This is a genomic window from Streptomyces sp. NPDC005393 (assembly GCF_040606675.1).
Taxonomy (GTDB): domain Bacteria; phylum Actinomycetota; class Actinomycetes; order Streptomycetales; family Streptomycetaceae; genus Streptomyces.
Map to the genome: position 1 here is coordinate 113,334 of NZ_JBEXFG010000013.1, position 22,961 is coordinate 136,294.

Annotated in this window: 18 protein-coding genes and 1 pseudogene; 3 read left to right on the forward strand and 16 right to left on the reverse strand. The window is 70.5% G+C overall.

Annotated elements, in window-relative coordinates; translation table 11 throughout:
* Nucleotides 1–16: 16 nt before the first annotated feature.
* The 6 genes from ABZS71_RS14465 to ABZS71_RS14490 all read right to left on the reverse strand — a co-directional run bounded on the left by ABZS71_RS14465 (nucleotide 17) and on the right by ABZS71_RS14490 (nucleotide 7,159).
* Complete coding sequence (locus ABZS71_RS14465) at nucleotides 17–913, reverse strand: ABC transporter permease (protein ID WP_356209971.1); 897 nt, start codon at nucleotides 911–913, stop codon at nucleotides 17–19.
* A complete protein-coding gene (locus ABZS71_RS14470) occupies nucleotides 900–1,862 on the reverse strand; it encodes an ABC transporter ATP-binding protein (RefSeq protein ID WP_355843678.1) in 963 nt (320 codons plus the stop codon). The genes ABZS71_RS14465 and ABZS71_RS14470 overlap by 14 nt, the downstream gene beginning before the upstream one ends.
* 92 nt (nucleotides 1,863–1,954) lie before the next feature.
* Nucleotides 1,955–3,187: a DUF2092 domain-containing protein gene (locus ABZS71_RS14475; protein WP_356209973.1), complete on the reverse strand. Its 1,233-nt coding sequence runs from the start codon at nucleotides 3,185–3,187 to the stop codon at nucleotides 1,955–1,957.
* 263 nt (nucleotides 3,188–3,450) lie between these two features.
* The gene (locus ABZS71_RS14480; protein ID WP_355843489.1) at nucleotides 3,451–4,461 is read right to left on the reverse strand and encodes a polyprenyl synthetase family protein; all 1,011 of its coding nucleotides are present in this window, start codon (nucleotides 4,459–4,461) and stop codon (nucleotides 3,451–3,453) included.
* A 243-nt stretch (nucleotides 4,462–4,704) separates the two neighbouring features.
* Nucleotides 4,705–5,910: an FAD-dependent oxidoreductase gene (locus ABZS71_RS14485; protein ID WP_356209975.1), complete on the reverse strand. Its 1,206-nt coding sequence runs from the start codon at nucleotides 5,908–5,910 to the stop codon at nucleotides 4,705–4,707.
* 19 nt (nucleotides 5,911–5,929) lie between these two features.
* Nucleotides 5,930–7,159: an ATP-grasp domain-containing protein gene (locus ABZS71_RS14490; RefSeq protein WP_355843680.1), complete on the reverse strand. Its 1,230-nt coding sequence runs from the start codon at nucleotides 7,157–7,159 to the stop codon at nucleotides 5,930–5,932.
* A gap of 224 nt (nucleotides 7,160–7,383) precedes the next feature.
* On the opposite strand from ABZS71_RS14490, the gene fahA reads away from it, so the two are divergent.
* From fahA to ABZS71_RS14505, 3 genes and pseudogenes are all read left to right on the forward strand, one after another.
* Complete coding sequence (gene fahA / locus ABZS71_RS14495) at nucleotides 7,384–8,637, forward strand: fumarylacetoacetase (RefSeq protein ID WP_356209977.1); 1,254 nt, start codon at nucleotides 7,384–7,386, stop codon at nucleotides 8,635–8,637.
* 49 nt (nucleotides 8,638–8,686) lie between these two features.
* Complete coding sequence (locus tag ABZS71_RS14500; RefSeq protein ID WP_355843496.1) at nucleotides 8,687–9,202, forward strand: hypothetical protein; 516 nt, start codon at nucleotides 8,687–8,689, stop codon at nucleotides 9,200–9,202.
* Nucleotides 9,203–9,439: 237 nt separating this feature from the next.
* A pseudogene (locus tag ABZS71_RS14505) lies at nucleotides 9,440–9,754 on the forward strand (winged helix-turn-helix domain-containing protein); the annotation flags it as partial.
* Nucleotides 9,755–9,840: 86 nt separating this feature from the next.
* Here the strand turns inward: ABZS71_RS14505 and nuoN are convergent.
* The 10 genes from nuoN to nuoE are packed head-to-tail and all read right to left on the reverse strand — an operon-like array spanning nucleotide 9,841 to nucleotide 22,877.
* Nucleotides 9,841–11,493 (reverse strand): NADH-quinone oxidoreductase subunit NuoN, encoded by a 1,653-nt coding sequence (nuoN, locus tag ABZS71_RS14510; RefSeq protein WP_356209980.1) that lies wholly within the window; start codon nucleotides 11,491–11,493, stop codon nucleotides 9,841–9,843.
* The gene (locus ABZS71_RS14515) at nucleotides 11,490–13,139 is read right to left on the reverse strand and encodes an NADH-quinone oxidoreductase subunit M (protein WP_356209983.1); all 1,650 of its coding nucleotides are present in this window, start codon (nucleotides 13,137–13,139) and stop codon (nucleotides 11,490–11,492) included. Before ABZS71_RS14515 ends, nuoN begins: the two co-directional genes overlap by 4 nt.
* Before the next feature lie 3 nt (nucleotides 13,140–13,142).
* A complete protein-coding gene (gene nuoL, locus ABZS71_RS14520; protein WP_356209985.1) occupies nucleotides 13,143–15,038 on the reverse strand; it encodes an NADH-quinone oxidoreductase subunit L in 1,896 nt (631 codons plus the stop codon).
* A 16-nt stretch (nucleotides 15,039–15,054) separates the two neighbouring features.
* Nucleotides 15,055–15,354 carry an NADH-quinone oxidoreductase subunit NuoK gene (gene nuoK / locus ABZS71_RS14525; protein ID WP_355843523.1) on the reverse strand — a complete coding sequence of 100 codons (300 nt, stop codon included), beginning with the start codon at nucleotides 15,352–15,354 and terminating at the stop codon, nucleotides 15,055–15,057.
* Nucleotides 15,351–16,241 (reverse strand): NADH-quinone oxidoreductase subunit J, encoded by an 891-nt coding sequence (locus tag ABZS71_RS14530; protein WP_356209987.1) that lies wholly within the window; start codon nucleotides 16,239–16,241, stop codon nucleotides 15,351–15,353. Before ABZS71_RS14530 ends, nuoK begins: the two co-directional genes overlap by 4 nt.
* Nucleotides 16,241–16,840 carry an NADH-quinone oxidoreductase subunit NuoI gene (nuoI, locus tag ABZS71_RS14535; protein ID WP_355843529.1) on the reverse strand — a complete coding sequence of 200 codons (600 nt, stop codon included), beginning with the start codon at nucleotides 16,838–16,840 and terminating at the stop codon, nucleotides 16,241–16,243. Before nuoI ends, ABZS71_RS14530 begins: the two co-directional genes overlap by 1 nt.
* Complete coding sequence (gene nuoH, locus ABZS71_RS14540; RefSeq protein ID WP_356209989.1) at nucleotides 16,833–18,203, reverse strand: NADH-quinone oxidoreductase subunit NuoH; 1,371 nt, start codon at nucleotides 18,201–18,203, stop codon at nucleotides 16,833–16,835. Before nuoH ends, nuoI begins: the two co-directional genes overlap by 8 nt.
* Nucleotides 18,200–20,689, reverse strand: a complete 2,490-nt coding sequence (locus ABZS71_RS14545; RefSeq protein WP_356209991.1) for an NADH-quinone oxidoreductase subunit G — start codon at nucleotides 20,687–20,689, stop codon at nucleotides 18,200–18,202. The genes nuoH and ABZS71_RS14545 overlap by 4 nt, the downstream gene beginning before the upstream one ends.
* The gene (gene nuoF, locus ABZS71_RS14550) at nucleotides 20,686–22,068 is read right to left on the reverse strand and encodes an NADH-quinone oxidoreductase subunit NuoF (RefSeq protein WP_356209993.1); all 1,383 of its coding nucleotides are present in this window, start codon (nucleotides 22,066–22,068) and stop codon (nucleotides 20,686–20,688) included. Before nuoF ends, ABZS71_RS14545 begins: the two co-directional genes overlap by 4 nt.
* Entirely contained in the window at nucleotides 22,068–22,877 is an 810-nt protein-coding gene (gene nuoE, locus ABZS71_RS14555) for an NADH-quinone oxidoreductase subunit NuoE (RefSeq protein WP_356210005.1), read from the reverse strand. The genes nuoF and nuoE overlap by 1 nt, the downstream gene beginning before the upstream one ends.
* Nucleotides 22,878–22,961 lie beyond the last annotated feature (84 nt).

Below are 22,961 nucleotides of genomic sequence, written 5' to 3' on the forward strand. Positions count from 1 at the left end.
TCCGGCCGTGTTCGGCTCAGGCCGTGATGTCCTTCGCGGTGAACCTGGCCCAGGCCGCCGAGCCGAACACGGCCACATACAGCCCCTGCAGCCCCATGTTCTTGATCAGCTCGTCCCAGTAGACCGGGTCCCGGAGCAGGTCGGCGAAGCTGAGCCAGTAGTGCGGGAAGAGATACGGCTGGATCGCGTGCAGCTGCGGAATGGTGTCGAGGATCTGCGCGGTGACCACCAGCCCCACGGTGCTCGCCATGGCCGCGATACCGCTGCTGGTGAGGGTGGAGATGAACACCCCCACCGTCGCGATCCCCACCAGCGAGAGCGCCACGACGGCCGCCACGCCGAGCGCCCGTACCAGCCCGTCGCCGAACGGGACGGTGGTGCCGGAGATCAGCGTGATGTCGCCGAGCGGAAAGAGCAGCGCCCCGGTCGCCAGCCCCGAGACGGCCACCACCAGGGTCGCGACCAGGCAGAACGCCAGGGTGGTGGCGAACTTGGCCAGCAGCAGCCGGGTGCGCCCGGCGGGGGCGACCAGCAGATAACGCAGCGTCCCGGAGCTCGCCTCGCCCGCGAGCGCGTCACCGGCGATCACGCTGATCGCCATCGGCAGAAAGACGGGCAGCGTCGCCGCCAATGAGGCGAAGACGAGGAACATCCCGTTATTGGTGATCTGGGCGAAGAAGGCGGGACCCTGCCCGTCTCCCCCGCGCCCCTCGCCGAAGCCGCCGCCGTCGCTCGTCTCGATCTTCACCGCGACGCCGATGAGGACCGGGACGGCCGCGAGCACCCCGAGCAGGGCCAGGGTGCGCCAGCGGCGGAAGGTGGTGGTCAGCTCGGAGCGGAAGAGCGCCAGGCTCCACAGCGGACTCGGGCGGCGCACCGCGGCTCCCGCCTCCGTCACATCAGCCCGCGACATCGAACCCCTCCCCGGTCAGCGCGACAAAGGCGTCCTCCAACGAGGCGCGCTCGGCCCCGAAGGCCCGCACCCGCACCCCGGCGCGTACGAGCGCGGCATTGAGGTCCGCCGGATCGGGCGGCGCCTCGCCGGCGCCCGGGCCGGGCAGGGGCAGCTCCCCGGAGACCCGGTCGTCCAGCACCACCAGGTCCGTCACCCCGTGCTCCTTGAGGACGCGGACGGCGTCGGCCGGATCCGGGGTGGTGACGGACAGCCTGCCGCGGCCGGCCGCCGCCAGCTCGGCGACCGTGCCCTGGGCGATCAGACGGCCCTGGGCCATGACGGCCGCATGGCTGCAGACCTGCTCGATCTCGTCGAGGAGATGCGAGGAGAGGAAGACAGTGGTGCCCTCCTCGGCGAGCTCGCGCACCAGGGTGCGGATCTCCCGCATCCCCTGCGGGTCCAGGCCGTTGGTCGGCTCGTCGAGAACCAGCAGCTCACGCGGTTGGAGCAGCGCGGCGGCCAGACCGAGGCGCTGCTTCATGCCGAGTGAGTACGCGCGGGCCTTCTTCCCGGCAGCGGCGGCGAGGCCCACCCGCCCCAGGGCGGCCGCCACGCGCGCGGCGCGGGTGCGCGGATCGGCGGTGGGGTCGGCGGCGTCATAGCGCAGCAGATTGTCCCGGCCGGTCAGAAAGGGGTAGAGGGCGGGGCCCTCGATCAGGGCCCCCACCCTCGGCAGCACGCTCCGGGCGGCGCGCGGCATCGGCTCGCCGAGCAGCCGGGCCCCTCCCGACGTCGGCTCGATCAGGCCCATGAGCATGCGGATGGTCGTCGTCTTCCCCGAGCCGTTGGGCCCGAGGAAGCCGAAGACGCTGCCGCGCGACACCGTCAGATCGAGCGCGTCGACGGCGAGCTGCCCGCCCCGGTAGCGCTTGGTGAGCCCGCGGGTCTCGACCGCGGCACCGGCCACGGCGTCGACGGCGGTGGCCGCGGCCGGTGCCGCGGGCGCGTCCTCGGCGGACCGCTCCTCCACGGGCTCCCCTTCGTTGTGCGTCGTACGGCTCACTTGGCCGAGTCGGCCGCCTTGACCAGGGCGTCCTTGTCGACCGCGCCGACGAAGACCTTGCCGTCGTCGGTGAGCAGCGCGTTCACCAGCCGGGTGCTGACCACGGTGCCGGAGCCGAAGTCGCCCTTGACCTTCTTGCCCAGACCGCCGAGGAGCCCGGACGCCGAATCCGGACCGCTGTCGCCGCGCGTCGCGGGCGCCTCGCCACCGGGGGAGTCGAGCCGGACCACCGAGTCCCAGTCCTGACCGATCACCTTCAGCCCGGCCAGGGCGTTCCGGGCGTCCTTGGTGTCCTTGGTGTCCTTGGCGCGGTGGTCGCGGGCGCTCTCCTCGGTGACCTTGGCGCCCTTGGGCGGGGTGAAGTCGAAGGTGCCCGCCGTGGGCTTGCCGAAGTCGACCTTGGTGAAGGCCACATCGACGGCCGCCTTGCCGCCGCTCTTCGGGGTGAGCGTGAACTTCAGCGGTACGCCGTTGTCCGCGTCCACCGCGATGCGGATCGCGCCGATCGTGGAGTCGCTCTGCTGCTTGGGCTTGATCAGCAGCTGATAGGCGTCCTGCCCGGCGACCCGCGCCGTGCCGTCGACCGCCACCTCGGTGGAGTCGTCCACGGAGGCGAGCACCTTCTTGGCGATCTGCTGCGGGGTGGCGTCCCGCAGATCCTTGGGCACGTCCTGCCGGTGGTCGCCCCTGGCCTTGGCGTCCTTGGGCGCGGTGGAGTGGTAGACGGAGTTGCTGGAGCTGTCGTACGCCCAGGTCTCGTCACCGTTGTGGATCATGCTGTACTCGGCGGCGTTCTCGATGATCGAAACCCGCTGCCGGTCCGGCCCGTCGGCGGCCACCCGCAGGGTGTGGGAGCCGGACGCGAGCTCGATCAGCCGGGAGTCGGGCGAGGCGGACGCGCCGCCGTCGCCGCCCTGCCCGCCGCCGAGGTCGGCGATCGAGCCGCCGCCCGGGAGCGAGGGGATGCCCAGATCGGTGGTGATCTTCACTGAACCGGACAGCTGCTGGGTGTCCGATGCCGCCATCTTGCTGATGAGCTCTTCCGCGGAGATCTTCGGCAGATCGGGGTCGCCGGTGCTGGCGAGCGCCGGGACGAGCCCTATCGTCGCCGCCGCGATCCCCGCCACAGCGGCCGGGGCGGCGTATCGCGCAACCTTTTTTCGTCGTGTGGGGCGTTCGTCGTCCCAGAAGCCGTCGTCGGCGACCTGTGTCGGTCGGATCCGTGCCATATGTGCTCTACCTCCGTCGTCGGCGGCGGTTGTCAGCCTGCACTCGTCCACCTCTCGGGCCATTGTCACCCGATCCCGCCATGTGGTGGTCTTTTAATCCCATCAAATCGACCGACGTGGCGCGTCAACCCGCAGGATCAACTGCGCGTAATGCTCCGGGATGACGTCCGCACGCCACATGGTGGAGGCCCGTACTCCCCCAGAAGGCGTCACCCCTAGGGGGCCCGGGATCCGGGCCGGGGACGCCGGTACCGCCGACCGGGTCAGCCCGCCCGGTGCACCACCGCGTCGCAGAGCCCCTCAAGGGCCTCCTTCGCCGGGCCCTCCGGCAGCGGCGCCAGCATCGCACGGGCCTCCGCCGCATAGCGGACCGTGTCCCGGCGGGCCAGTTCCAGCGCCGGATGGGCGCCCAGCCGCCGCAGCACCTCCGCATGGCGCGCGTCATCGGTGAGGTCCCCGTCGAGCAGCTCGCACAGCTCACGGTCCTCGGCCGAACCGGACGACTCCGCCTGCGCCCGCAGATACAGCACGGGCAGCGTGGCGACGCCCTCGCGCAGATCGGTGCCCGGCGTCTTGCCCGACTCATGGCTGTCGCTGGCGATGTCCAGCAGATCGTCGGCCAGCTGGAAGGCCATGCCCAGCCGCTCGCCGTACTGGGTGAGGATGTTGACGACGGACTCGTCGGCGCCCGACATCATCGCCCCGAACCGCCCGGACACGGCGATCAGCGAGCCCGTCTTACCGGCCAGCACATCCAGATAGTGCTCGATCGGGTCGCGGCCGCCGCGAGGGCCCGCCGTCTCCAGGATCTGGCCGGTCACCAACCGCTCGAACGCCTCGGCCTGGATCCGCACCGCCTCCGGCCCCAGATCGGCGAGGATGTGCGAGGCACGGGCGAACAGGAAGTCGCCGGTGAGCACCGCCACCGAGTTGCCCCAGCGCGCGTTGGCGCTGGACACCCCGCGCCGCACATCCGCCTCGTCCATCACATCGTCGTGATACAGCGTCGCCAGATGCGTCAGCTCCACGACGACGGCCGAGGGCACCACGCCGGGCGCGTACGGATCGCCGAACTGCGCGGCGAGCAGCACCAGCAGGGGCCGGAACCGCTTCCCGCCGGCCCGCACCAGATGCTGGGCGGCCTCGGTGATGAAGGGCACGTCGCTCTTGGTGGCCTCCAACAGCCCCTCTTCGACAGCCGTCAGCCCGGCTTGGGTGTCGGCTTCCAGAGTCTGGTCCCGCACGCTCAGCCCAAAGGGCGCGATGACGCTCACGGGGTACTCCTGTCTGCCTACGATCACGCGGAATGTCGATGTGTCGCTGCCTCCACCAACAGGCAGCGTAACCGGTCGGGTCTCGATCACTGTGGGCGCCTTCCCGCCTTGTGCGCCCTCTCAACGTTCTCTCCCGAACCGACCGGCTACACATCGCGGTACCGCGATCGCGGCAGATCATTCATGATGCGGCCCCCGACCGGCCACTGAGGGGTGACCGATCGGGGGCCGGGCCGCGGCCGCTCAGCCGTGAGCGGCGGTCAGCGCCTGCGCCAGCCGCGGCGACGCGTACTCCGTACCGCAGACGAACCGCATCACCGGACCGAAGCTCGCCGCCGCGGGCAGCCCGGTGAAATAGAGCCCCGGCACCGAGGAGCGGTATCCGGCGTCCAGCCAGGGGCCGCCGGCGCCGGTGACCACCTCGGAGCGCAGCTCGGGCCCGAGAAAGTCCAGCGCCGACACGCTCATCCGGTATCCGGTCGCGGCCAGCACATGGTCGGCGGCCAGCTCGCCGACCCGGCCGCCCGCGCCGCGCAGCGACATCACCGGCCGTCCGTCACCCTCCACGGTGACCCGGGAGATGTGCTGCCCCTGGGTGACCTGCACCCGCCCGGCGAACCGGTCGCGCAGCCACCACGCGCCCTTCGGCCCCAGCACCCTGCGGACCAGATACGCCCGGGTCGGCGCGGGCAGCCGGCGGAAACCCACGGCGTGGTACGACAGCGCGTACAGCGACCAGGCGCGGCCGAAGGGCGATTCGGGCCGCAGCCTCGGCTGCCGGTCCGGCGGGGCGCCGAAGGCGACCGCGCGCGGCCCCCGGGCCACCACCCGCACCGAGGCGGCGCCCGCCTCGGCCAGCAGCACCGCGCTCTCCAGCGCCGACTGCCCGGCCCCGACCACCACGACCTGACGCCCCGTGAACCGCCCGAGGTCATGGTGTTGCGAACTGTGCGAGACGGGCCCGGCCGCCGAGGGTCCATCCGGTATGGCGACGGCGATCTCCCGGGGCAGATGGGCCAGCCCGCTGAGCCCGCTGGCGACGACGACGGCGCGCGCCGTGAACTGCTCCCCCGAGTCCAGCTTCAGCTCGAAACGGCCGCCCCGCCGGTCGATCGCCACCACTCGCACCTGCTCCAGATCCGGCACCAGCCGCTCCTGGAACCACAGCCCGTACTGCGAGAAGGTCTCGACGGGGACGATGTCCCAGTCGGACTCATAGCGCTTGCCACCCACCGCATGGCAGTAGTCGAGCAGGGTGTGTCCCGGCTGCGGTGCGTCGATATTCGACGCCACGGGCGTGGACTTGAGCAGCATGCCCGCGGGCATCTGCTCACGCCAGCTCACCATCGGCACCCCGAAGACGCGGACCGGCAGGCCGCGGGCGCGCAGATGGGCGGCGGTCGACAGACCGTATGGTCCGGCCCCGATGACTGCTACCGGATCGTTCATGAATCTCCTCCCCAAGGCTTCACTTTTTGGTGGCGCGCCACAGTTGGTACAGATGTGCCGCGCCGGGCCGCACAGAGCGCGCCAGCATGGTGAAGAACGGCTGCATATCGTCGCGCGCGGCCCACGCCAGCTCGGTCCCGCTCGCCCGTGCGGGCGCGTGCGGCGTGGTGTATCCGCTGCGGCGGTAGGCGAGCAGCGCGGGCAGATCGATGTTCTCGACCAGGAACCGCCGGTCCGCCGGCTGCTCACCCTCGGGGACCGGGCGCCCCGTCAGATCGAGATGCTGGGCCCGTACGACATCGACCCGCGCCCCGTTCTCGAAGAGCCTGAACTGCGCGCCCATCCGCGGATTGAAGTCCAGCAGCTTGTACCGTCCGTCGCGCCGGTCGAAGCGCCAGTCCAGGTCGACGATGCCGCTGAAGCCGATCCGCTTGATGAACTGGGCCGCCATCCGGGCCAGCTCGCCGTTGTCCACCACAAAGGCGCACGCCGTCATGCCCGCGTGCGGCGGCCAGGACCGCACCTTGACCCCGGTGAACATCGCCAGCGGCGTGCTCTCGGCGTCGAAGTACGCGTGCACGATCCAGTCCTCGGCATCCTCGCGCGGCAGATACTCCTGCAGGATCACCCCGGGCCGCGGTCCCCAGTCCCGCGCGAGCTCCATCAGCTCCCGCGGGCCCGCGATCCGGGTGGTCCCGCTGACCGCGGGCTTCTTCCGCCGCTCGAACGCCTCCCGGTTCTTGGCGACCACGGGAAACCGGGCACTCGCCGCGAACGCCTTGATATCGGCGTACGAATCGGGGAACGCGCCCTCGGGCGTGGGCACCCCGTGCTTGACGCACAGCTCGTGCAGCCCCTGCTTGCTCGCCAGCCGCCTGGGCAACTCGGGCTCCGCCCGCGGGAAGAGAAAGCGGCCGTCCCCGGCGAGCACCTCCGCGTGCTCGGCGATCAGCACCGCCGCCTCCTCGTCCGTGGGCAGCAGAACCGTCGGCCGGCCGATCGCCCGCCCGATCCGCAGCAACCCCTCCACCAGCCGCTCCGGCCGCTCCCTGCCGGTGGTCGGCCAGACGAAGGCCCTCGTCAGATAGCGCGAGCGCGCGGCCGGGGTCCAACGGTCCTCGGTGACGGCGTACATGGGGACACCGAGACGGCCGAGGGAGCGGATCGCGCCGACACCGCCGTGGTGCAGCGGGTAGCCGCCGATCTTCACGATCAGACCGGGCACGGAACGGTCCACCGCGAACGGCACGGCACTGCTCGCCACGAGTCCCCCTCGGTCACCGCAGCGCAGTGGCCCCCCCACTGTGCGTGACCCGATTAAGGACGCTACTTCGGAATTGCCGCCTCCAGCAAGGACTATCCGGACATTGCCATCTCTTTAGGCAGCAGCGGACACCCCCTCATCTCCTGCCCCGCGCGCCGTAGGGTGTGGCCTGGCCACCCCGGTGACGAGGAGAAGGCGAGGCAGCCCCGATGCCGCAGCGATCCCCGCTCGACCTGCCCGAAGGCGATCCCTTCGGTCCGGACAACCTCCCCTATGGCGTCTTCACCACGCCCCACGCTCCTCATCTGCGGAAAATCGGCGTGCGCTACGGGAGCCAGGTGCTGGACGCGGGAGCCGCCGCGGCCGCCACCGCCTCTCCGCACGCCGAACTGCTGGGTGGATCCTCGCTCAATCCGCTGATGGCCGCGGGCCGCCCGGTCTGGCAGGCCGTACGCGCCGAGCTGCGCGACTGGCTGACCAACCCGGCGCACTGGCCGACCATCGAGCCCCTGATGCACCCCCTCACCACCCTCGCCCTCCACCTCCCGATCGAGGTGGCGGACTACGTCGACTTCTATGCGAGCGAGCACCACGCCTCCAATGTCGGCAAGATCTTCCGCCCGGACGGCGACGCGCTCACCCCCAACTGGAAGCACATGCCGATCGGCTACCACGGCCGGGCCGGCACCGTCATCGTCTCCGGCACGCCCGTCGTACGCCCCCACGGCCAGCATCTGCCTTCCGCGCCCCACGCTTCCTCCCACGCTTCCTCCCCCGCTCCCGTCTTCGGCCCCTCCCTGCGCCTCGACTTCGAAGCGGAGGTGGCCTTCGTCGTCGGTGCCCCTTCCCCTTTGAATACACCGGTGCCGCTCGCCGGGTTCCACGACCACGTCTTCGGCGTCTGTCTGCTCAACGACTGGTCCGCACGCGACATCCAGAGCTGGGAGTACCGCCCGCTCGGCCCCTTCCTCGGCAAGTCCTTCGCCACCTCCATCGCCGCGTGGATCACCCCGCTGGAGGCCCTCGCCCCGGCCCGTACCAGCCCTCCCGTCCGCGATGTTCCGCTCCTGCCCTACCTCGACGACTCGTCCGCCGAGCCCGGCGGCCTCGATCTGCGCATCGAGGCCGCCCTCAACGGCCACATCATCTCCCGTCCGCCCTTCTCCGCCATGTACTGGACCGGGGCCCAGCAGCTCGCCCACATGACGGTGAACGGCGCCTCGCTGCGCACCGGCGACCTCTTCGCCTCCGGCACGGTCAGCGGCCCGCGCCCGACCGAGCGCGGCTGCCTCCTCGAACTCACCTGGGCGGGCCGCGACCCCGTACGGCTCCCCGACTCCTCCACCCGGACCTTCCTGGAGGACGGCGACGAGGTGACCCTCACGGCCTGGGCGCCCGGCCCGGACGGGGCCCGCATCGGTCTGGGTGACGTGACCGGCCACGTTGTTCCGGCGGCGCCCTGACCGACTGCTAATTTGTCGTGCTCCTGCCCTATCAACTGAGGAGAAACGCATGAAGAAGGCAGTAAGCATCGCCGGGACGGTGGCCGCGGCCGCCCTGCTGCTGACGGCATGCGGCAGCGACAGCGACGACGGCAAGAAGGACACGTCCAAGGACACTCCGTCCGCCTCCCAGTCGAGCGCCCCGGCGGAGGGGGGCGCGGACGGGAAGCTGACGGGCGCCTATGTGGCGAAGACCGGTGGTGAAGCGATCATTTTGTCCATCAGCGGCGAGAAGGCCGTCCTGGTCGCGGGCAAGCACACCTGCACCGGTGAGTACACCGACACCGGCGAGAAGATGCTGATGCTCAAGTGCGCCGACGGCAATACGGACCGCACCATGGGCAAGGTGGCCCCGAGCGCCGACGGCAAGACCCTCACGGTCGACTGGGACGCGCTCTCCGAGAACGACACCTTCACCCGGACCGCCTCGCCCGGCGACCTCCCATCCGGGCTTCCGACGTCGTTCCCGTCCGGCCTCCCCTCCGACATCCCGACCGACCTGCCGTCCGCTGTCCCCTCCAGCTGACCCTACGGCGCCCGACCGCCCACTCCGCTCTCCCGAGCCCCCTGGCGAGCCCGCCGGGGGGCTCGTCGCACGGCGCTCCGGGTAGTGGCAGATCTTGCTGCCGCGAGGACGAAACTGCAGGCCCTGCGCGGCACCGGAGCCCTCGTCAAGTGGCGCAACACTCCGGCAACACCATCGCAGGGCCCCATCGGTATGGTCCGGACACGACCCGCCGCCCAGTACCCCCGGAGCCGGCCGATGCCAGCCGAACGCCCCCGCGAACGCATCCGTGAGCACGCCCCGCCGGTCGCCGCCGCACACCGCCGCCGGCTCCGCGCCGACCGGGCGCGGCAACTCGCCGATCTGCTCCGCCACCAGATCCTGACCGGCGGCTTCCCCGGGGGCGTACTGCCGCTTGAGGACGCGCTCGGCGCGGACTGCGGCACCTCCCGCAACACCGTGCGCCTGGCCCTCGATCTGCTGCGCGCCGAGCGGCTGGTGGAGCGGCTGCCCGGGGTGGGCACGGTCGTCGTGGCGGAGAAGTACCCGCACGGTCTGGACCGGCTGACGGGGGGGAGAGAACCCCGGACGCACGGACGCCGCTGCCCGGCACCCCCCGTGGGCTGCCGGGCAGCGGCGTCCGCACCCCGAGGCGGCGGCTACCGCACGAACACCCCGGCCTGGCTCGCCAGGTCCAGGAAGTACTGCGGGGCGACCCCCAGCACCAACGTGACCGCTACGCCGATCGCGATCGCCGACGAGGTCAGCGCGCTCGGGACGGCGACCGACGGGCCGTCCGTGCGCGGCTCGCTGAAGAACATCAGCACGATCACTCGGATGTAGAAGAAGGCCGCGATCGCCGACGAGATCACACCGACGACGACCAGCGCGCCCGCCCCGCCATCGGCCGCCGCCTTGAAGACGGCGAACTTTCCGGCGAAGCCGCTGGTCAGCGGGATACCGGCGAAGGCGAGCAGAAAGATCGCGAAGACGGCGGCCACCAGGGGCGAACGGCGGCCGAGCCCGGCCCACTTGGAGAGGTGGGTGGCCTCGCCGCCCGCGTCGCGGACCAGGGTGACGACCGCGAAGGCGCCCAGGGTCACAAACGAGTACGCGGCGAGGTAGAAGAGGACGGAGGAGACGCCGTCGGGCGTGGTGGCGATGACACCGGCGAGGATGAAGCCCGCGTGGGCGATCGAGGAGTAGGCCAGTAGCCGCTTCACATCGGTCTGGGTGACGGCGACGATCGCGCCGCCCAGCATGGTGACGATGGCGACGCCCCACATCACCGGCCGCCAGTCCCAGCGGAGCCCCGGCAGGACGACATACAGCAGCCGCAGCAGCGCGCCGAAGGCCGCGACCTTGGTGGCGGCGGCCATGAAGCCGGTGACCGGGGTCGGGGCGCCCTGGTAGACGTCCGGGGTCCACATATGGAACGGAACGGCGCCGATCTTGAACAGCAGCCCCATCAGCACCATCGCCCCGCCGATCAGCAGCAGCGCGTCATTGCCCATGGTCCCGGCGAGCGCCGGGCTGACGTTCCGGACCTGGCCGTCGACGACATCCGCGATCCCGCCGTAGGCGACGGTGCCCGCGTATCCGTACAGCAGGGCGATCCCGAAGAGCAGGAACGCCGACGAGAAGGCGCCGAGCAGGAAGTACTTGACGGCGGCTTCCTGCGAGAGCATGCGGTGACGCCGGGCGAGGGCGCACAGCACATACAGCGGGAGCGAGAAGACCTCCAGCGCCACGAAGAGGGTCAGCAGATCGTTCGCGGCGGGGAAGACGAGCATGCCGCCGACCGCGAAGAGGACCAGCGGAAAGACCTCGGTGGTGGTGAACCCGGCCTTGACCGCGGCCTTTTCGGCCTCGCCGCCCGGCACGGCGGCGGCCTGCGCGGCGAAGGAGTCGACGCGGTTGCCGTGGGCCACCGGGTCGAGCCGCCGCTCGGCGAAGGTGAAGACGGCGACGAGCGCGACCAGGAGAATGGTGCCCTGCAGAAAGAGCGCCGGGCCGTCGATCGCGATGGCGCCCATGGCCGCGACATGGGCCTTGCTGGTGCCGTAGTGGCCGGCCGCGAGGCCGATGACGGCGGCGAAGGACGCGGCCAGGGCGACGACGGACACGAACAGCTGCGCCACATAGCGCTGGCGGCGCGGCAGGAACGCCTCGATGAGGACGCCGATGATCGCGGCGCCGAGCACGATCAGCGTGGGCGACAGCTGGCCGTATTCGATGTCGGGCGACGGGATCTTGTCGGGCGCCGCCGCCGCTGTTGTCCACAGGCTGTGGACAATGGCCGCATGGGTCACTTGGCACCTCCGGAGGGACCGTCGTGGATCGGGCGGTAGCTGAACCAGCCCGCGTCGGTGACGGGGTGATCGGGCTTGGGATCCTTCTTGTCCACCACGGACAGCGTGTGGTCGACCGCCGGGTTGACGATGTCGGCCAGCGGTTTCGGATAGACGCCGAGGAAGATCAGCAACGCGATGAGCGGGGCGACGACGAGCAGCTCACGCACCCTCAGATCGGGCATGCTCCGCACCTCGGCCTTGACCGGACCGGTCATGGTCCGCTGGTAGAGGATCAGCACGTACAGCGCCGCGAGCACGATGCCGAAGGTCGCGATCACACCGAGCGCCGGGTAGCGGCTGAACGTGCCGACCAGGACCAGGAATTCGCTGATGAAGGGCGCGAGGCCGGGCAGCGAGAGGGTGGCCAGACCGCCGATCAGGAAGGTGCCCGCGAGCACCGGGGCGACCTTCTGCACCCCGCCGTAGTCGGCGATGAGCCGCGAGCCGCGCCGGGTGATCAGGAACCCGGCCACCAGCATCAGCGCGGCGGTGGAGATCCCGTGGTTGACCATATAGAGGGTGGCGCCGCTCTGGCCCTGCGTGGTCATGGCGAAGATGCCGAGGATGATGAAGCCGAAGTGGGAGATGGAGGCGTAGGCGATCAGCCGCTTGATGTCCCGCTGGCCGATCGCCAGCAGCGCGCCGTAGATGATGCTGATCAACGCGAGGATCAGAATCGTCGGGGTGGCCCACTTGCTGGCCTCGGGGAAGAGCTGGAGGCAGAAGCGGAGCATCGCGAAGGTGCCGACCTTGTCGACGACCGCGGTGATCAGCACGGCGACGGGGGCGGTGGACTCCCCCATCGCGTTGGGCAGCCAGGTGTGCAGCGGCCACAGCGGCGCCTTCACCGCGAAGGCGAAGAAGAAGCCGAGGAACAGCAGCCGCTCGGTGGAGGTCGCCATGTCGAGATGGCCGCTCGCCCGCTCCTGGACGATCTGCTGGAGCGAGAAGGTGCCGGTGCCCAGGTCATCGGCGGTGACCGCGTAGAGGCCGACCACCGCGGCCAGCATGATCAGCCCGCCCGCCAGGTTGTAGAGCAGGAACTTCACGGCGGCGTACGAACGCTGGGTGGCCGTCTCCTCCTCGGACCGCCCCCCGGCCCGGTCCCCGAAGCCGCCGATGAGGAAGTACATCGGGATGAGCATGGCCTCGAAGAAGATATAGAAGAGGAAGACGTCGGTGGCCTCGAAGGAGATCACCACCATCGCCTCGACCAGCAGGATCAGCGCGAAGAAGCCCTGGGTGGGCCGCCAGCGGTGGTTGGGCCGCGCGCCCTCCAGCGGATCGGCGTCATGCCAGCCCGCCAGGATGACGAAGGGGATGAGGACGGCGGTGAGCGCGATCAGCGCGACCGCGATGCCGTCCACGCCCAGTTCGTAGCGGACCCCGAAGTCCTTGATCCAGGCATGGGATTCGGTGAGCTGGAAGCGGCCGCCGTCGGGGTCGAAGCGGACCAGCACGACCGCCGCGAGGACGAGCGTGGCGAGGGAGAAGCCCAGCGCCACCCACTTGGCGGCGGCGCGCTTGGCGGCGGGCACGGCGGCGGTGACGACCGCGCCGAGCGCGGGCACCGCGGCCGTGACCGTCAGCAGGGGAAATGACATGACTCAAACCGCCCTCATCAGCAGGGTCGCGGCGATGAGCACCGCCGTACCGCCGAACATCGAGACCGCGTACGTACGGGCGTAGCCGTTCTGGAGCTTCCGCAGCCGGCCGGAGAGGCCGCCGACCCCGGCCGCGGTGCCGTTGACCACCCCGTCGACCAGCTTGTGGTCGACATAGACCAGACCGCGGGTGAGGTACTGGCCGGGTTTGACGAGCGCGACATGGTTGAAGTCGTCCTGCAGCAGATCGCGGCGGGCGGCCCGGGTGAGCAGGGATCCGCGCGGGGCGGTGCGCGGCACGGGCCGCCGCCCGTACTGCGCCCAGGCGAGCGCGACGCCGAGCAGCAGGACGACCATGGTCCCGCCGGTGACGGCGGCGGCGCTGAGCGGCGAATTGCCCTCGCTGTGGCCGGTGACGGGCTCCAGCCACTTGAGGAACGACTCGTTGAGGCTGAACAGCCCGCCCGCGAAGACCGATCCGACGGCCAGGACGATCATGGGAATGGTCATGGACTTCGGCGACTCGTGCGGATGGGGCTCATGGCCCTGCTCATCGGGGACCCAGCGCTTCTCACCGAAGAAGGTCAGCAGCATGACCCGGGTCATGTAGAACGCCGTGATGGCCGCGCCCAGCAGGGCCGCGCCGCCGAGGATCCAGCCCTCGGTGCCGCCCTTGGCGAAGGCCGCCTCGATGATCTTGTCCTTGGACCAGAAGCCGGAGAGCCCCGGGAAGCCGATGATGGCCAGATAGCCGAGCCCGAAGGTGACGAAGGTGACCGGCATGTACTTCCGCAGGCCGCCGTACTTGCGCATGTCGACCTCGTCGTTCATGGAGTGCATGACCGATCCGGCGCCGAGGAAGAGCCCCGCCTTGAAGAAGCCGTGGGTGACCAGGTGCATGATCGCGAAGACATAGCCGATCGGGCCGAGCCCGGCGGCGAGGATCATATAGCCGATCTGCGACATGGTGGACCCGGCCAGGGCCTTCTTGATGTCGTCCTTGGCGCAACCGACGATCGCACCGAAGAGGAGCGTGACCGCGCCGACCGTGACCACCGCGGTCTGCGCGTCCGGCGCGGCGTTGAAGATCGCGCCGGAGCGGGTGATCAGATACACGCCCGCGGTCACCATGGTCGCCGCGTGGATCAGGGCCGAGACCGGGGTCGGGCCCTCCATCGCGTCCCCGAGCCAGGACTGGAGCGGCACCTGGGCCGACTTACCGCACGCGGCGAGCAGCAGCATCAGCCCGATCGCGGTGAGCTTGCCCTCGCTCGCCTGGTCCGCGTTCGCCAGCACCGGCGCGAGGGCGAACGTCCCGAAGGTCGTGAACATCACCATGATCGCGATCGACAGGCCCATATCGCCGACGCGGTTGACGATGAACGCCTTCTTCGCCGCCGTGGCCGCGCTCGGCTTGTGCTGCCAGAAGCCGATCAGCAGATACGAGGCGAGGCCGACGCCCTCCCAGCCGACGTACAGCAGCAGGTAGTTGTCGGCGAGGACGAGCAGCAGCATGGCCGCGAGGAAGAGATTGAGATAACCGAAGAAGCGGCGGCGGCGCTCGTCGTGCTCCATATAGCCGATCGAATAGATGTGGATCAGCGTGCCCACACCGGTGATCAGCAGCACGAAGGTCATCGACAACTGGTCGAGCTGGAAGGCGACGTCCGCCCGGAAGCCGCCCACCGGAATCCAGGTAAAGACCTTGCTGTGCAGGGCCCGGTCGTGCTCGCCGCGGCCGAGCATATCGGCGAAGAGCACCGCGCCGATCACGAAGGAGCCCGCCGCGAGCACCGTGCCGATGTAGTGGCCCGCGCGGTCAAGCCGCCGCCCGCCGCACAGCAGCAGTGCCGCGCCGAACAGCGGCACCGCGACAAGCAATCCGATGAGGTTCTCCACTTGAACGCGACCCCTTCTAGAGCTTCATCAGGCTGGCGTCGTCGACCGAGGCCGAGTGGCGGGAGCGGAAGACGGTCACGATGATCGCGAGGCCGACCACGACCTCCGCCGCGGCGACGACCATCGTGAAGAAGGCGATGATCTGGCCGTCGAGGTTGCCGTGCAGCCGGGAGAAGGTGACGAACGCCAGGTTGCACGCGTTCAGCATCAGCTCGACGCACATGAAGAGGACGATCGCGTTCCGCCTGGTCACGACCCCGGCCGCACCGATGGTGAACAACAGGGCGGCCAGGTAGAGGTAATAGACCGGATTCACTTGGCGACCCCCTTGGAGCCCTTGGCGTCCTCGGACTTCTCGCGGGCGCCGGCGCCCGCGTCGGCATCGGCGTCGGCGCCCTTGGTCTTCCGGCCGAGCCATCGATGGGAGCGCTGCTCCAGCGCCGCCAGCTCGGCCAGCGCCTCCTGGGAGACATCCTGGATCTGGCCGCGACCGCGCAGCGTCGCGTTGACGGTGAGCTCGGACGACGTACCGTCGGGCAGCAGCCCGGGGACATCCACCGCGTTGTGCCGCGCGTAGACGCCGGGGGCGGGCAGCGGCGGGACATTCCGGCCGGTGCGCACCCGCGCCTCGGACTGCTCGCGCTGGCTGAGCGCACGCTCGATGCGCTCACGGTGGGTCAGCACCATCGCGCCGACCGCCGCGGTGATCAGCAGCGCGCCGGTGATCTCGAAGGCGAAGACGTACTTGGTGAAGACGAGGGCCGCGAGCCCCTCCACATTGCCGCCGGAGTTGGCCTGCCCCAGACCGTTGAAGGTCCTCAGCCGGGCATTGCCGATCCCGGCGCACAGCAGGATGCCGAAGCCGAGCCCGCACAGGGCGGCGAGCCAGCGCTGCCCCTTCAAGGTCTCCTTGAGCGAGTCGGCGGCGGTGACGCCGACGAGCATCACGACGAAGAGGAAGAGCATCATGATCGCGCCGGTGTAGACGACGATCTGGACGACCCCCAGGAAGTACGCGCCGTTGGCGAGGTAGAAGATCGCCAGGACGATCATGGTGCCCGCCAGGCACAGGGCGCTGTGCACGGCCTTGCGCATCAGGATCGTGCCCAGCGCGCCGATCACGGCGACGGTGCCGAGCACCCAGAACTGGAGGGCCTCACCGGTGGAGGTGGTGGAGGCCGCCGCGGCCAGAGCGCCGCTCATCACAGCACCCCCTGCTGCGTGTGCTCCTCGTCCCCGGCAGCCTGGTCGGACGGGGTCTCCCCCTCCGCGACTTGGCGCGTCGTCCCGGGTGCGGCCTCCGTCACCAGGCCCCGGTAGTAGTCCTGCTCGTCCATGCCGGGGTAGATGACGTGCGGGCTGTCGACCATGCCCTCCTCCAGGCCCGCGAGCAGCTCCTCCTTGGTGTAGATGAGCGATTCGCGGCTCCGGTCGGCGAGCTCGTACTCATTGGTCATGGTCAGCGCCCGGGTGGGGCACGCCTCGACGCACAGGCCGCACAGGATGCAGCGCAGATAGTTGATCTGGTAGACGCGGCCGTAGCGCTCCCCCGGGGAGTAGCGCTCCTCGTCGGTGTTGTCCGCGCCCTCCACATAGATCGCGTCGGCCGGGCAGGCCCAGGCGCACAGCTCGCAGCCGATGCACTTCTCCAGCCCGTCCGGATGCCGGTTGAGCTGGTGGCGTCCATGGAAGCGGGGCGCGGTGGGCTTCTTCTCCTCCGGGTACTGCTCGGTGAGCCGCTTTTTGAACATGGCCTTGAAGGTCACGCCGAAGCCGGCCACCGGGTTCTGGAAGTCAGGCACCGTCGGCCTCCTTTCCGTCACTGACAGTGTCGGGGCCGCCACTGACAATCAACTCGCGCTCCTGGCGCGGACGTCGGCGGGGTACGGGCGGCGGGGTCTGGCCGGGCAGCGGCGGGACCGGGTATCCGCCCGCCATCGGGTCGAAGGCGGGCTCGGGCCCCTCCTCCGCTCCGGCCTCGGTCTTCGCCGCCTCGCGGTCGCGGAAGACGTCCACGACGAAGGACAGCAGCAGCAGCGCGATGACCGCGCCGCCGACGTACAGCACGATGTCCTGGTAGTCGTAGTTCTCGTTGCGCAGCGCCCGGACGGTGGCGACCAGCATCAGCCAGACCATCGAGATCGGGATGAGCACCTTCCAGCCCAGCTTCATGAACTGGTCGTAGCGGACGCGCGGCAGCGAGGCGCGGATCCACATGAAGGCGAACAGCAGCGAGACGACCTTGGCGAGGAACCACAGCAGCGGCCACCAGCCGTGGTTGGCGCCCGCCCAGAAGGTGCTGATGGGCCAGGGCGCCCGCCAGCCGCCGAGGAAGAGGGTGACGGCGACCATCGAGACGGTGACCATGTTGATGTACTCGGCGAGCATGAACAGCGCGAACTTGATCGACGAGTACTCGGTGTTGAAGCCGCCGACCAGATCGCCCTCGGACTCCGGCATGTCGAACGGCGCCCGGTTGGTCTCACCGACCATCGAGACGATGTAGATGAGGAACGAGACCGGCAGCAGCACCGCGTACCAGCGGTCGTGCTGCGAGGCGACGATCTGCGAGGTCGACATCGATCCGGAGTAGAGGAACACCGCCGCGAAGGACAGGCCCATCGCGATCTCGTAGCTGATCATCTGGGCGCAGGAGCGCAGGCCCCCCAGGAGCGGATACGTCGACCCGGAGGACCAGCCCGCCAGCACGATGCCGTAGATGCCGACCGAGGCGGTGGCGAGGATGTAGAGGACGGCGATCGGCAGATCGGTCAGCTGCATCGCGGTGCGATGGCCGAAGACCGAGACCTCGCCGCCCGACGGGCCGAACGGGATCACCGCGACCGCCATGAAGGCCGGGATGGCGGCGACGATCGGCGCCAGGATGTAGACCACCTTGTCCGCGCCCTTGACGACCACGTCCTCCTTGAGCATCAGCTTCACGCCGTCCGCGAGGGACTGCAGCATGCCCCAGGGGCCGTGCCGGTTGGGGCCGATGCGCAGCTGCATCCAGCCGAGCACCTTGCGCTCCATGACGATGGAGATGAGCACCGTCAGCATCAGGAAGGCAAAGCAGAAGACGGCCTTGATCAGGATCAGCCACCACGGGTCGCGGCCGAACATCGACAGGTCCTCTGCGGCGAGATCCGCGGCGAGATACCTCATGCCGTCACCTCCGTCGCGGGGGCAGTGATCGTGACGACGTCACCGGGGCGGGCTCCCAGGTCGCGGTGGACGCCGCCGCCCGTGGAGGCCATCGGCAGCCAGACCACCCGGTCGGGCATCGGCGTGACGCTCAGGGGCAGGTGGACGGAGCCGGCCGGGCCGGTGACGCGGACCGTCTGACCGTCCCGCACCCCCGCCTCCTCGGCCGTCGTCGCCGAGAGCCGGGCCACGGCCGCGTGGCGGGTCCCCGCCAGCGCCGGGTCGCCCTCCTGGAGCCGGCCCTGGTCGAGCAGCAGCCGGTGGCCCGCGAGCACGGCCTCGCCCTCGGTGGGCCGGGGCAACGGGCCGCCCGTCTCCAGCGGGGCGGTGGAACGCGGGCCCTGCCAGGTGCCGAGCCGGGTCAGCTCGGCGCGTACGGCCTCGACGTCCGGCAGCGCCAGATCCGTGTCGAGCGCGTCGGCCAGCATGTGCAGCACCCGGGCGTCGGGGAGGGTATGCCGGCGGGTCATCTGGTCGGGTTTGAGCGCGGCCTCGAACGGCCGGGCCCGCCCCTCCCAATTGAGGAAGGTGCCGGACTTCTCGACGACCGCCGCGACCGGCAGCACCACATCCGCCCGCTCGGTGACCTCGGAGGGCCGCTGCTCCAGGCTGAGGACGAAGCCGACCGCCTCCAGCGCTTCGAGGGCCCGTGCCGGATCGGGCAGATCGGCGACCTCGACCCCCGCGACCAGCAGCGCGCCGAGCCCTCCGACCGCCGCGGCCTCGATGATCTGGCCGATGTCCCGGCCCACCTGGTGCGGCAGTTCGGCGACGCCCCACACGGTGGCGGTCTCCTCCCGGGCCCGCGGATCGTGGGCCGGGCGGCCGCCGGGCAGCAGCCCCGGAAGCGCACCGGCCTCGATGGCGCCCCGCTCCCCGGCCCGGCGCGGGATCCACGCGAGCGTGGCCCCGGTGGCCGCCGCGGCCCGTACCGCCGCGGTCAGCGCGCCCGCCACGGAAGCGAGCCGCTCGCCCACGACGATCACCGCGCCATCGATGCGCAGTGCCTCGGCGGCCCGCTCCCCGTCCTCGTCCAGCCCCGTACGGCCCGCGATCGCGTCCAGCCATTCGGTCTCGGTGCCGGGGGCGGCCGGCAGCAGCGTGCCGCCCGCCTTCTCCAGGCCCCGGGTGGCGTGGGTGGCGAGCGAGAAGGTGCGCTGGCCGTGCTTGCGGTGTGCCTTGCGCAGCCGCAGGAAGACGCCGGGCGCCTCCTCCTCGGCCTCGAAGCCCACCAGCAGGACGGCCGGCGCCTTCTCCAGCGTGGCGTAGGTCAGTCCGCTGCCGTCCAGATCACGGCCCCGGCCTGCGATATGGGCGGCCAGGAAGTCGGCCTCCTCCTCGCTGTACGTCCGGGCGCGGAAGTCGATGTCGTTGGTGTCCAGGGCGATCCGGGCGAACTTCGCGTACGCGTACGCGTCCTCGACGGTCAGCCGGCCGCCGGTCAGCACCCCGGTGCGGCCGCGCGCGGTGGCAAGACCCTCGGCCGCCGCCGCGAGCGCCTCGGGCCAGCTCGCCGGCTCCAGCTTCCCCGTCTCGCGGTCGCGCACCAGTGGGGTGGCGAGCCGGTCCGGAAGCTGGGCGTAGCGGAAGCCGAAACGGCCCTTGTCGCAGATCCACTCCTCGTTGACCTCGGGGTCGTCCGCCGCCAGCCGCCGCATCACCTTGCCGCGCCGGTGGTCGGTGCGGGTCGCGCAGCCGCTCGCGCAGTGCTCGCACACGCTCGGCGAGGAGACCAGGTCGAAGGGGCGGGAGCGGAACCGGTACGCCGCCGACGTCAGCGCGCCCACCGGGCAGATCTGGATGGTGTTGCCCGAGAAGTACGACTCGAACGGATCGCCCTCGCCCGTGCCGACCTGCTGGAGCGCGCCACGCTCCAGCAGCTCGATCATCGGGTCGCCCGCGATCTGGTTGGAGAAGCGGGTGCAGCGCGCGCACAGCACACAGCGCTCGCGGTCCAGCAGCACCTGAGCCGAGATCGGGACGGGCTTGGGGAACGTCCGCTTGTGGCCCTCGAAGCGGCTGTCGGACCGTCCGGCGCTCATCGCCTGGTTCTGCAGCGGGCATTCACCGCCCTTGTCGCAGACCGGGCAGTCCAGCGGGTGGTTGATCAGCAGCAGCTCCATCACCCCGCGCTGCGCCTTCTCGGCGACCGGCGAGGTGAGCTGCGTCCTGACCACCATCCCGTCGGTGCAGGTGATGGTGCACGAGGCCATCGGCTTGCGCTGGCCCTCCACCTCGACGATGCACTGGCGGCAGGCGCCGACGGGGTCGAGGAGCGGATGGTCGCAGAAGCGCGGAATCTCGATGCCGAGCAGTTCGGCGGCGCGGATGACCAGCGTCCCCTTGGGGACGGAGATCTCGATTCCGTCGATGGTCACGGAGACCAGATCTTCGCGCGGCACCGCCGCCTCCCCGCCTCCCGAGGGTGCATTGGTGGTCACGGTCATGCGTTCACCCCCAGATGAGTGGAGCGCGGCTCGTCGGCCCAGACGGTGGAGTTGGCCGGGTCGAAGGGACAGCCTCCGCCGGTGATGTGCTGCTCGTACTCCTCCCGGAAGTACTTCAGCGAGGAGAAGATGGGGCTGGCCGCGCCGTCGCCCAGCGCGCAGAAGGACTTGCCGTTGATGATGTCGGCGATGTCGGCCAGCTTGTCGAGGTCCTCCATGCGGCCCTTGCCGGCCTCGAGGTCGCGCAACAGCTGAACCAGCCAGTACGTGCCCTCGCGGCAGGGTGTGCACTTGCCGCAGGACTCATGCGCGTAGAACTCGGTCCAGCGGGTCACGGCCCGCACCACACAGGTCGTCTCGTCGAAGCACTGGAGCGCCTTGGTGCCCAGCATCGAACCGGCCGCGCCCACGCCCTCGTAGTCCAGCGGGACATCGAGGTGCTCATCGGTGAGCAGCGGGGTGGACGAGCCGCCCGGCGTCCAGAACTTCAGCCGGTGGCCGGGGCGGATCCCGCCGCTCATGTCGAGCAGCTGACGCAGGGTGATGCCGAGCGGGCCCTCGTACTGCCCTGGGTTGGCCACATGGCCGGACAGCGAGTAGAGCGTGAAGCCCGGGGACTTCTCGCTGCCCATCGAACGGAACCATTCCTTGCCCTTGTTGAGGATCGCGGGAACCGACGCGATGGACTCGACGTTATTGACAACAGTGGGGCAGGCGTAGAGGCCGGCGACCGCCGGGAAGGGAGGCCTGAGCCTCGGCTGTCCGCGGCGCCCCTCCAGCGAGTCCAGCAGTGCGGTCTCCTCACCACAGATGTACGCGCCGGCACCGGCGTGCACCGTGATGTCGAGACCGGGAAGACCCTCCCGCCCGAGCTTCTGCCGGCGGCGGGTGGCCGTGCCGAGATAGCCCGCCTCGTACGCCTCGCGTACGGCCTCGTGCAGCCGCCGTAGTACGGGGACGACCTCGCCGCGCAGATAGATGAAGGCGTGCTCGGAGCGGATGGCGTGGCAGGCGATCACCATGCCCTCGATGAGGGCGTGCGGATTGGCGTAGAGAAGGGGGATGTCCTTGCAGGTTCCCGGTTCGGACTCATCGGCGTTGACGACGAGATAGTGCGGCTTGCCGTCACCCTGCGGAATGAACTGCCACTTCATTCCGGTGGGGAAGCCCGCGCCGCCGCGTCCGCGCAGTCCGGCGTCCTTCACCAGCGCGATCACATCGTCGGGGTCCATGGCGAGCGCCTTGCGCATGCCCTCATAGCCCTCGTGGCGCAGATAGGTGCGCAGCGTCCAGGAGTTCGGCTGATCCCAGAACGCGGAGAGCACGGGTGCCAGCAGCTTCTCGGGGCTGTGCTCGCCCCGCTCGGTTGTCACGGTCATCACTCCCCCTCCTCGGCGATCGGACCGGCCGGGTGGTGCGGATCGGAGGCGGAGGTCCGCTGCGGCGCGTCATGCGAGCTCGGATGCGTCGGCGGCGACTCGTCCTGCGGGGCGCCCGCGGACCGCGGCGAGACGACCCGGCCCGGCGCCGCCTCCCCCTTGGCCAGCCGCAGCCCGACGAGTGAGGCGGGACCGGCGGAGCCGCCCGCCTCGACCGCGCCCGGACGGGTGTCGGGGAAGCCGGCGAGGATCCGGGCGGTCTCCTTATAGGTGCACAGCGGCGCGCCCCGGGTCGGCTCGACGGTCCGGCCCGCCCTCAGATCGTCGACCAGCCGCTTGGCGGACTCGACGGTCTGGTTGTCGAAGAACTCCCAGTTGACCATCACCACGGGCGCGAAGTCGCAGGCCGCGTTGCACTCGATGTGCTCCAGGGTGACCTTGCCGTCCTCGGTGGTCTCCCCGTTGCCGAGCTCCAGATGCTGCTGCAAGGCCTCGAAGATCGCGTCGCCGCCCATGACGGCGCACAGGGTGTTGGTGCACACCCCCACCTGGTAGTCGCCGGAGGGCTTCCGCCGGTACATCGTGTAGAAGGTGGTGACGGCGGTGACCTCGGCGGTGGTCAGCTTCAGCATCTCGGCGCAGAACCGGACGCCGGTGCGGGTGACATGGCCCTCCTCGGACTGCACCAGATGCAGCAGCGGCAGCAGCGCGCTGCGGCTGTCCGGGTAGCGGGCGATCACCTCCCGGGCATCCGCCTCGAGCCGGGTCCGTACCTCGGCCGGGTAGTCGGGAACCGGCATCTGCGGCATCCCCAGCTGTACGTCACTCACCGTGCCTCACTGTTCCCTTCTCCGCCCGCGCGGCGCAGAGGTGCGGCCATCGTCGTCTGCGGC

Excerpts from the sequence above, each read along its gene's own strand:
- nuoE (WP_356210005.1), bottom strand. The coding sequence starts at position 22,877 with ATGCCGCAGATGCCGGTTCCCGACTACCCGGCCGAGGTACGGACCCGG.
- ABZS71_RS14475 (WP_356209973.1), bottom strand. The coding sequence starts at position 3,187 with ATGGCACGGATCCGACCGACACAGGTCGCCGACGACGGCTTCTGGGAC.
- fahA (WP_356209977.1), top strand. The coding sequence starts at position 7,384 with ATGCCGCAGCGATCCCCGCTCGACCTGCCCGAAGGCGATCCCTTCGGT.
- ABZS71_RS14545 (WP_356209991.1), bottom strand. The coding sequence starts at position 20,689 with ATGACCGTGACCACCAATGCACCCTCGGGAGGCGGGGAGGCGGCGGTG.
- ABZS71_RS14530 (WP_356209987.1), bottom strand. The coding sequence starts at position 16,241 with ATGAGCGGCGCTCTGGCCGCGGCGGCCTCCACCACCTCCACCGGTGAG.
- ABZS71_RS14465 (WP_356209971.1), bottom strand. The coding sequence starts at position 913 with ATGTCGCGGGCTGATGTGACGGAGGCGGGAGCCGCGGTGCGCCGCCCG.
- nuoH (WP_356209989.1), bottom strand. The coding sequence starts at position 18,203 with ATGAGGTATCTCGCCGCGGATCTCGCCGCAGAGGACCTGTCGATGTTC.
- ABZS71_RS14485 (WP_356209975.1), bottom strand. The coding sequence starts at position 5,910 with ATGAACGATCCGGTAGCAGTCATCGGGGCCGGACCATACGGTCTGTCG.
- ABZS71_RS14500 (WP_355843496.1), top strand. The coding sequence starts at position 8,687 with ATGAAGAAGGCAGTAAGCATCGCCGGGACGGTGGCCGCGGCCGCCCTG.
- nuoF (WP_356209993.1), bottom strand. The coding sequence starts at position 22,068 with ATGACCGTGACAACCGAGCGGGGCGAGCACAGCCCCGAGAAGCTGCTG.
- ABZS71_RS14515 (WP_356209983.1), bottom strand. The coding sequence starts at position 13,139 with ATGTCATTTCCCCTGCTGACGGTCACGGCCGCGGTGCCCGCGCTCGGC.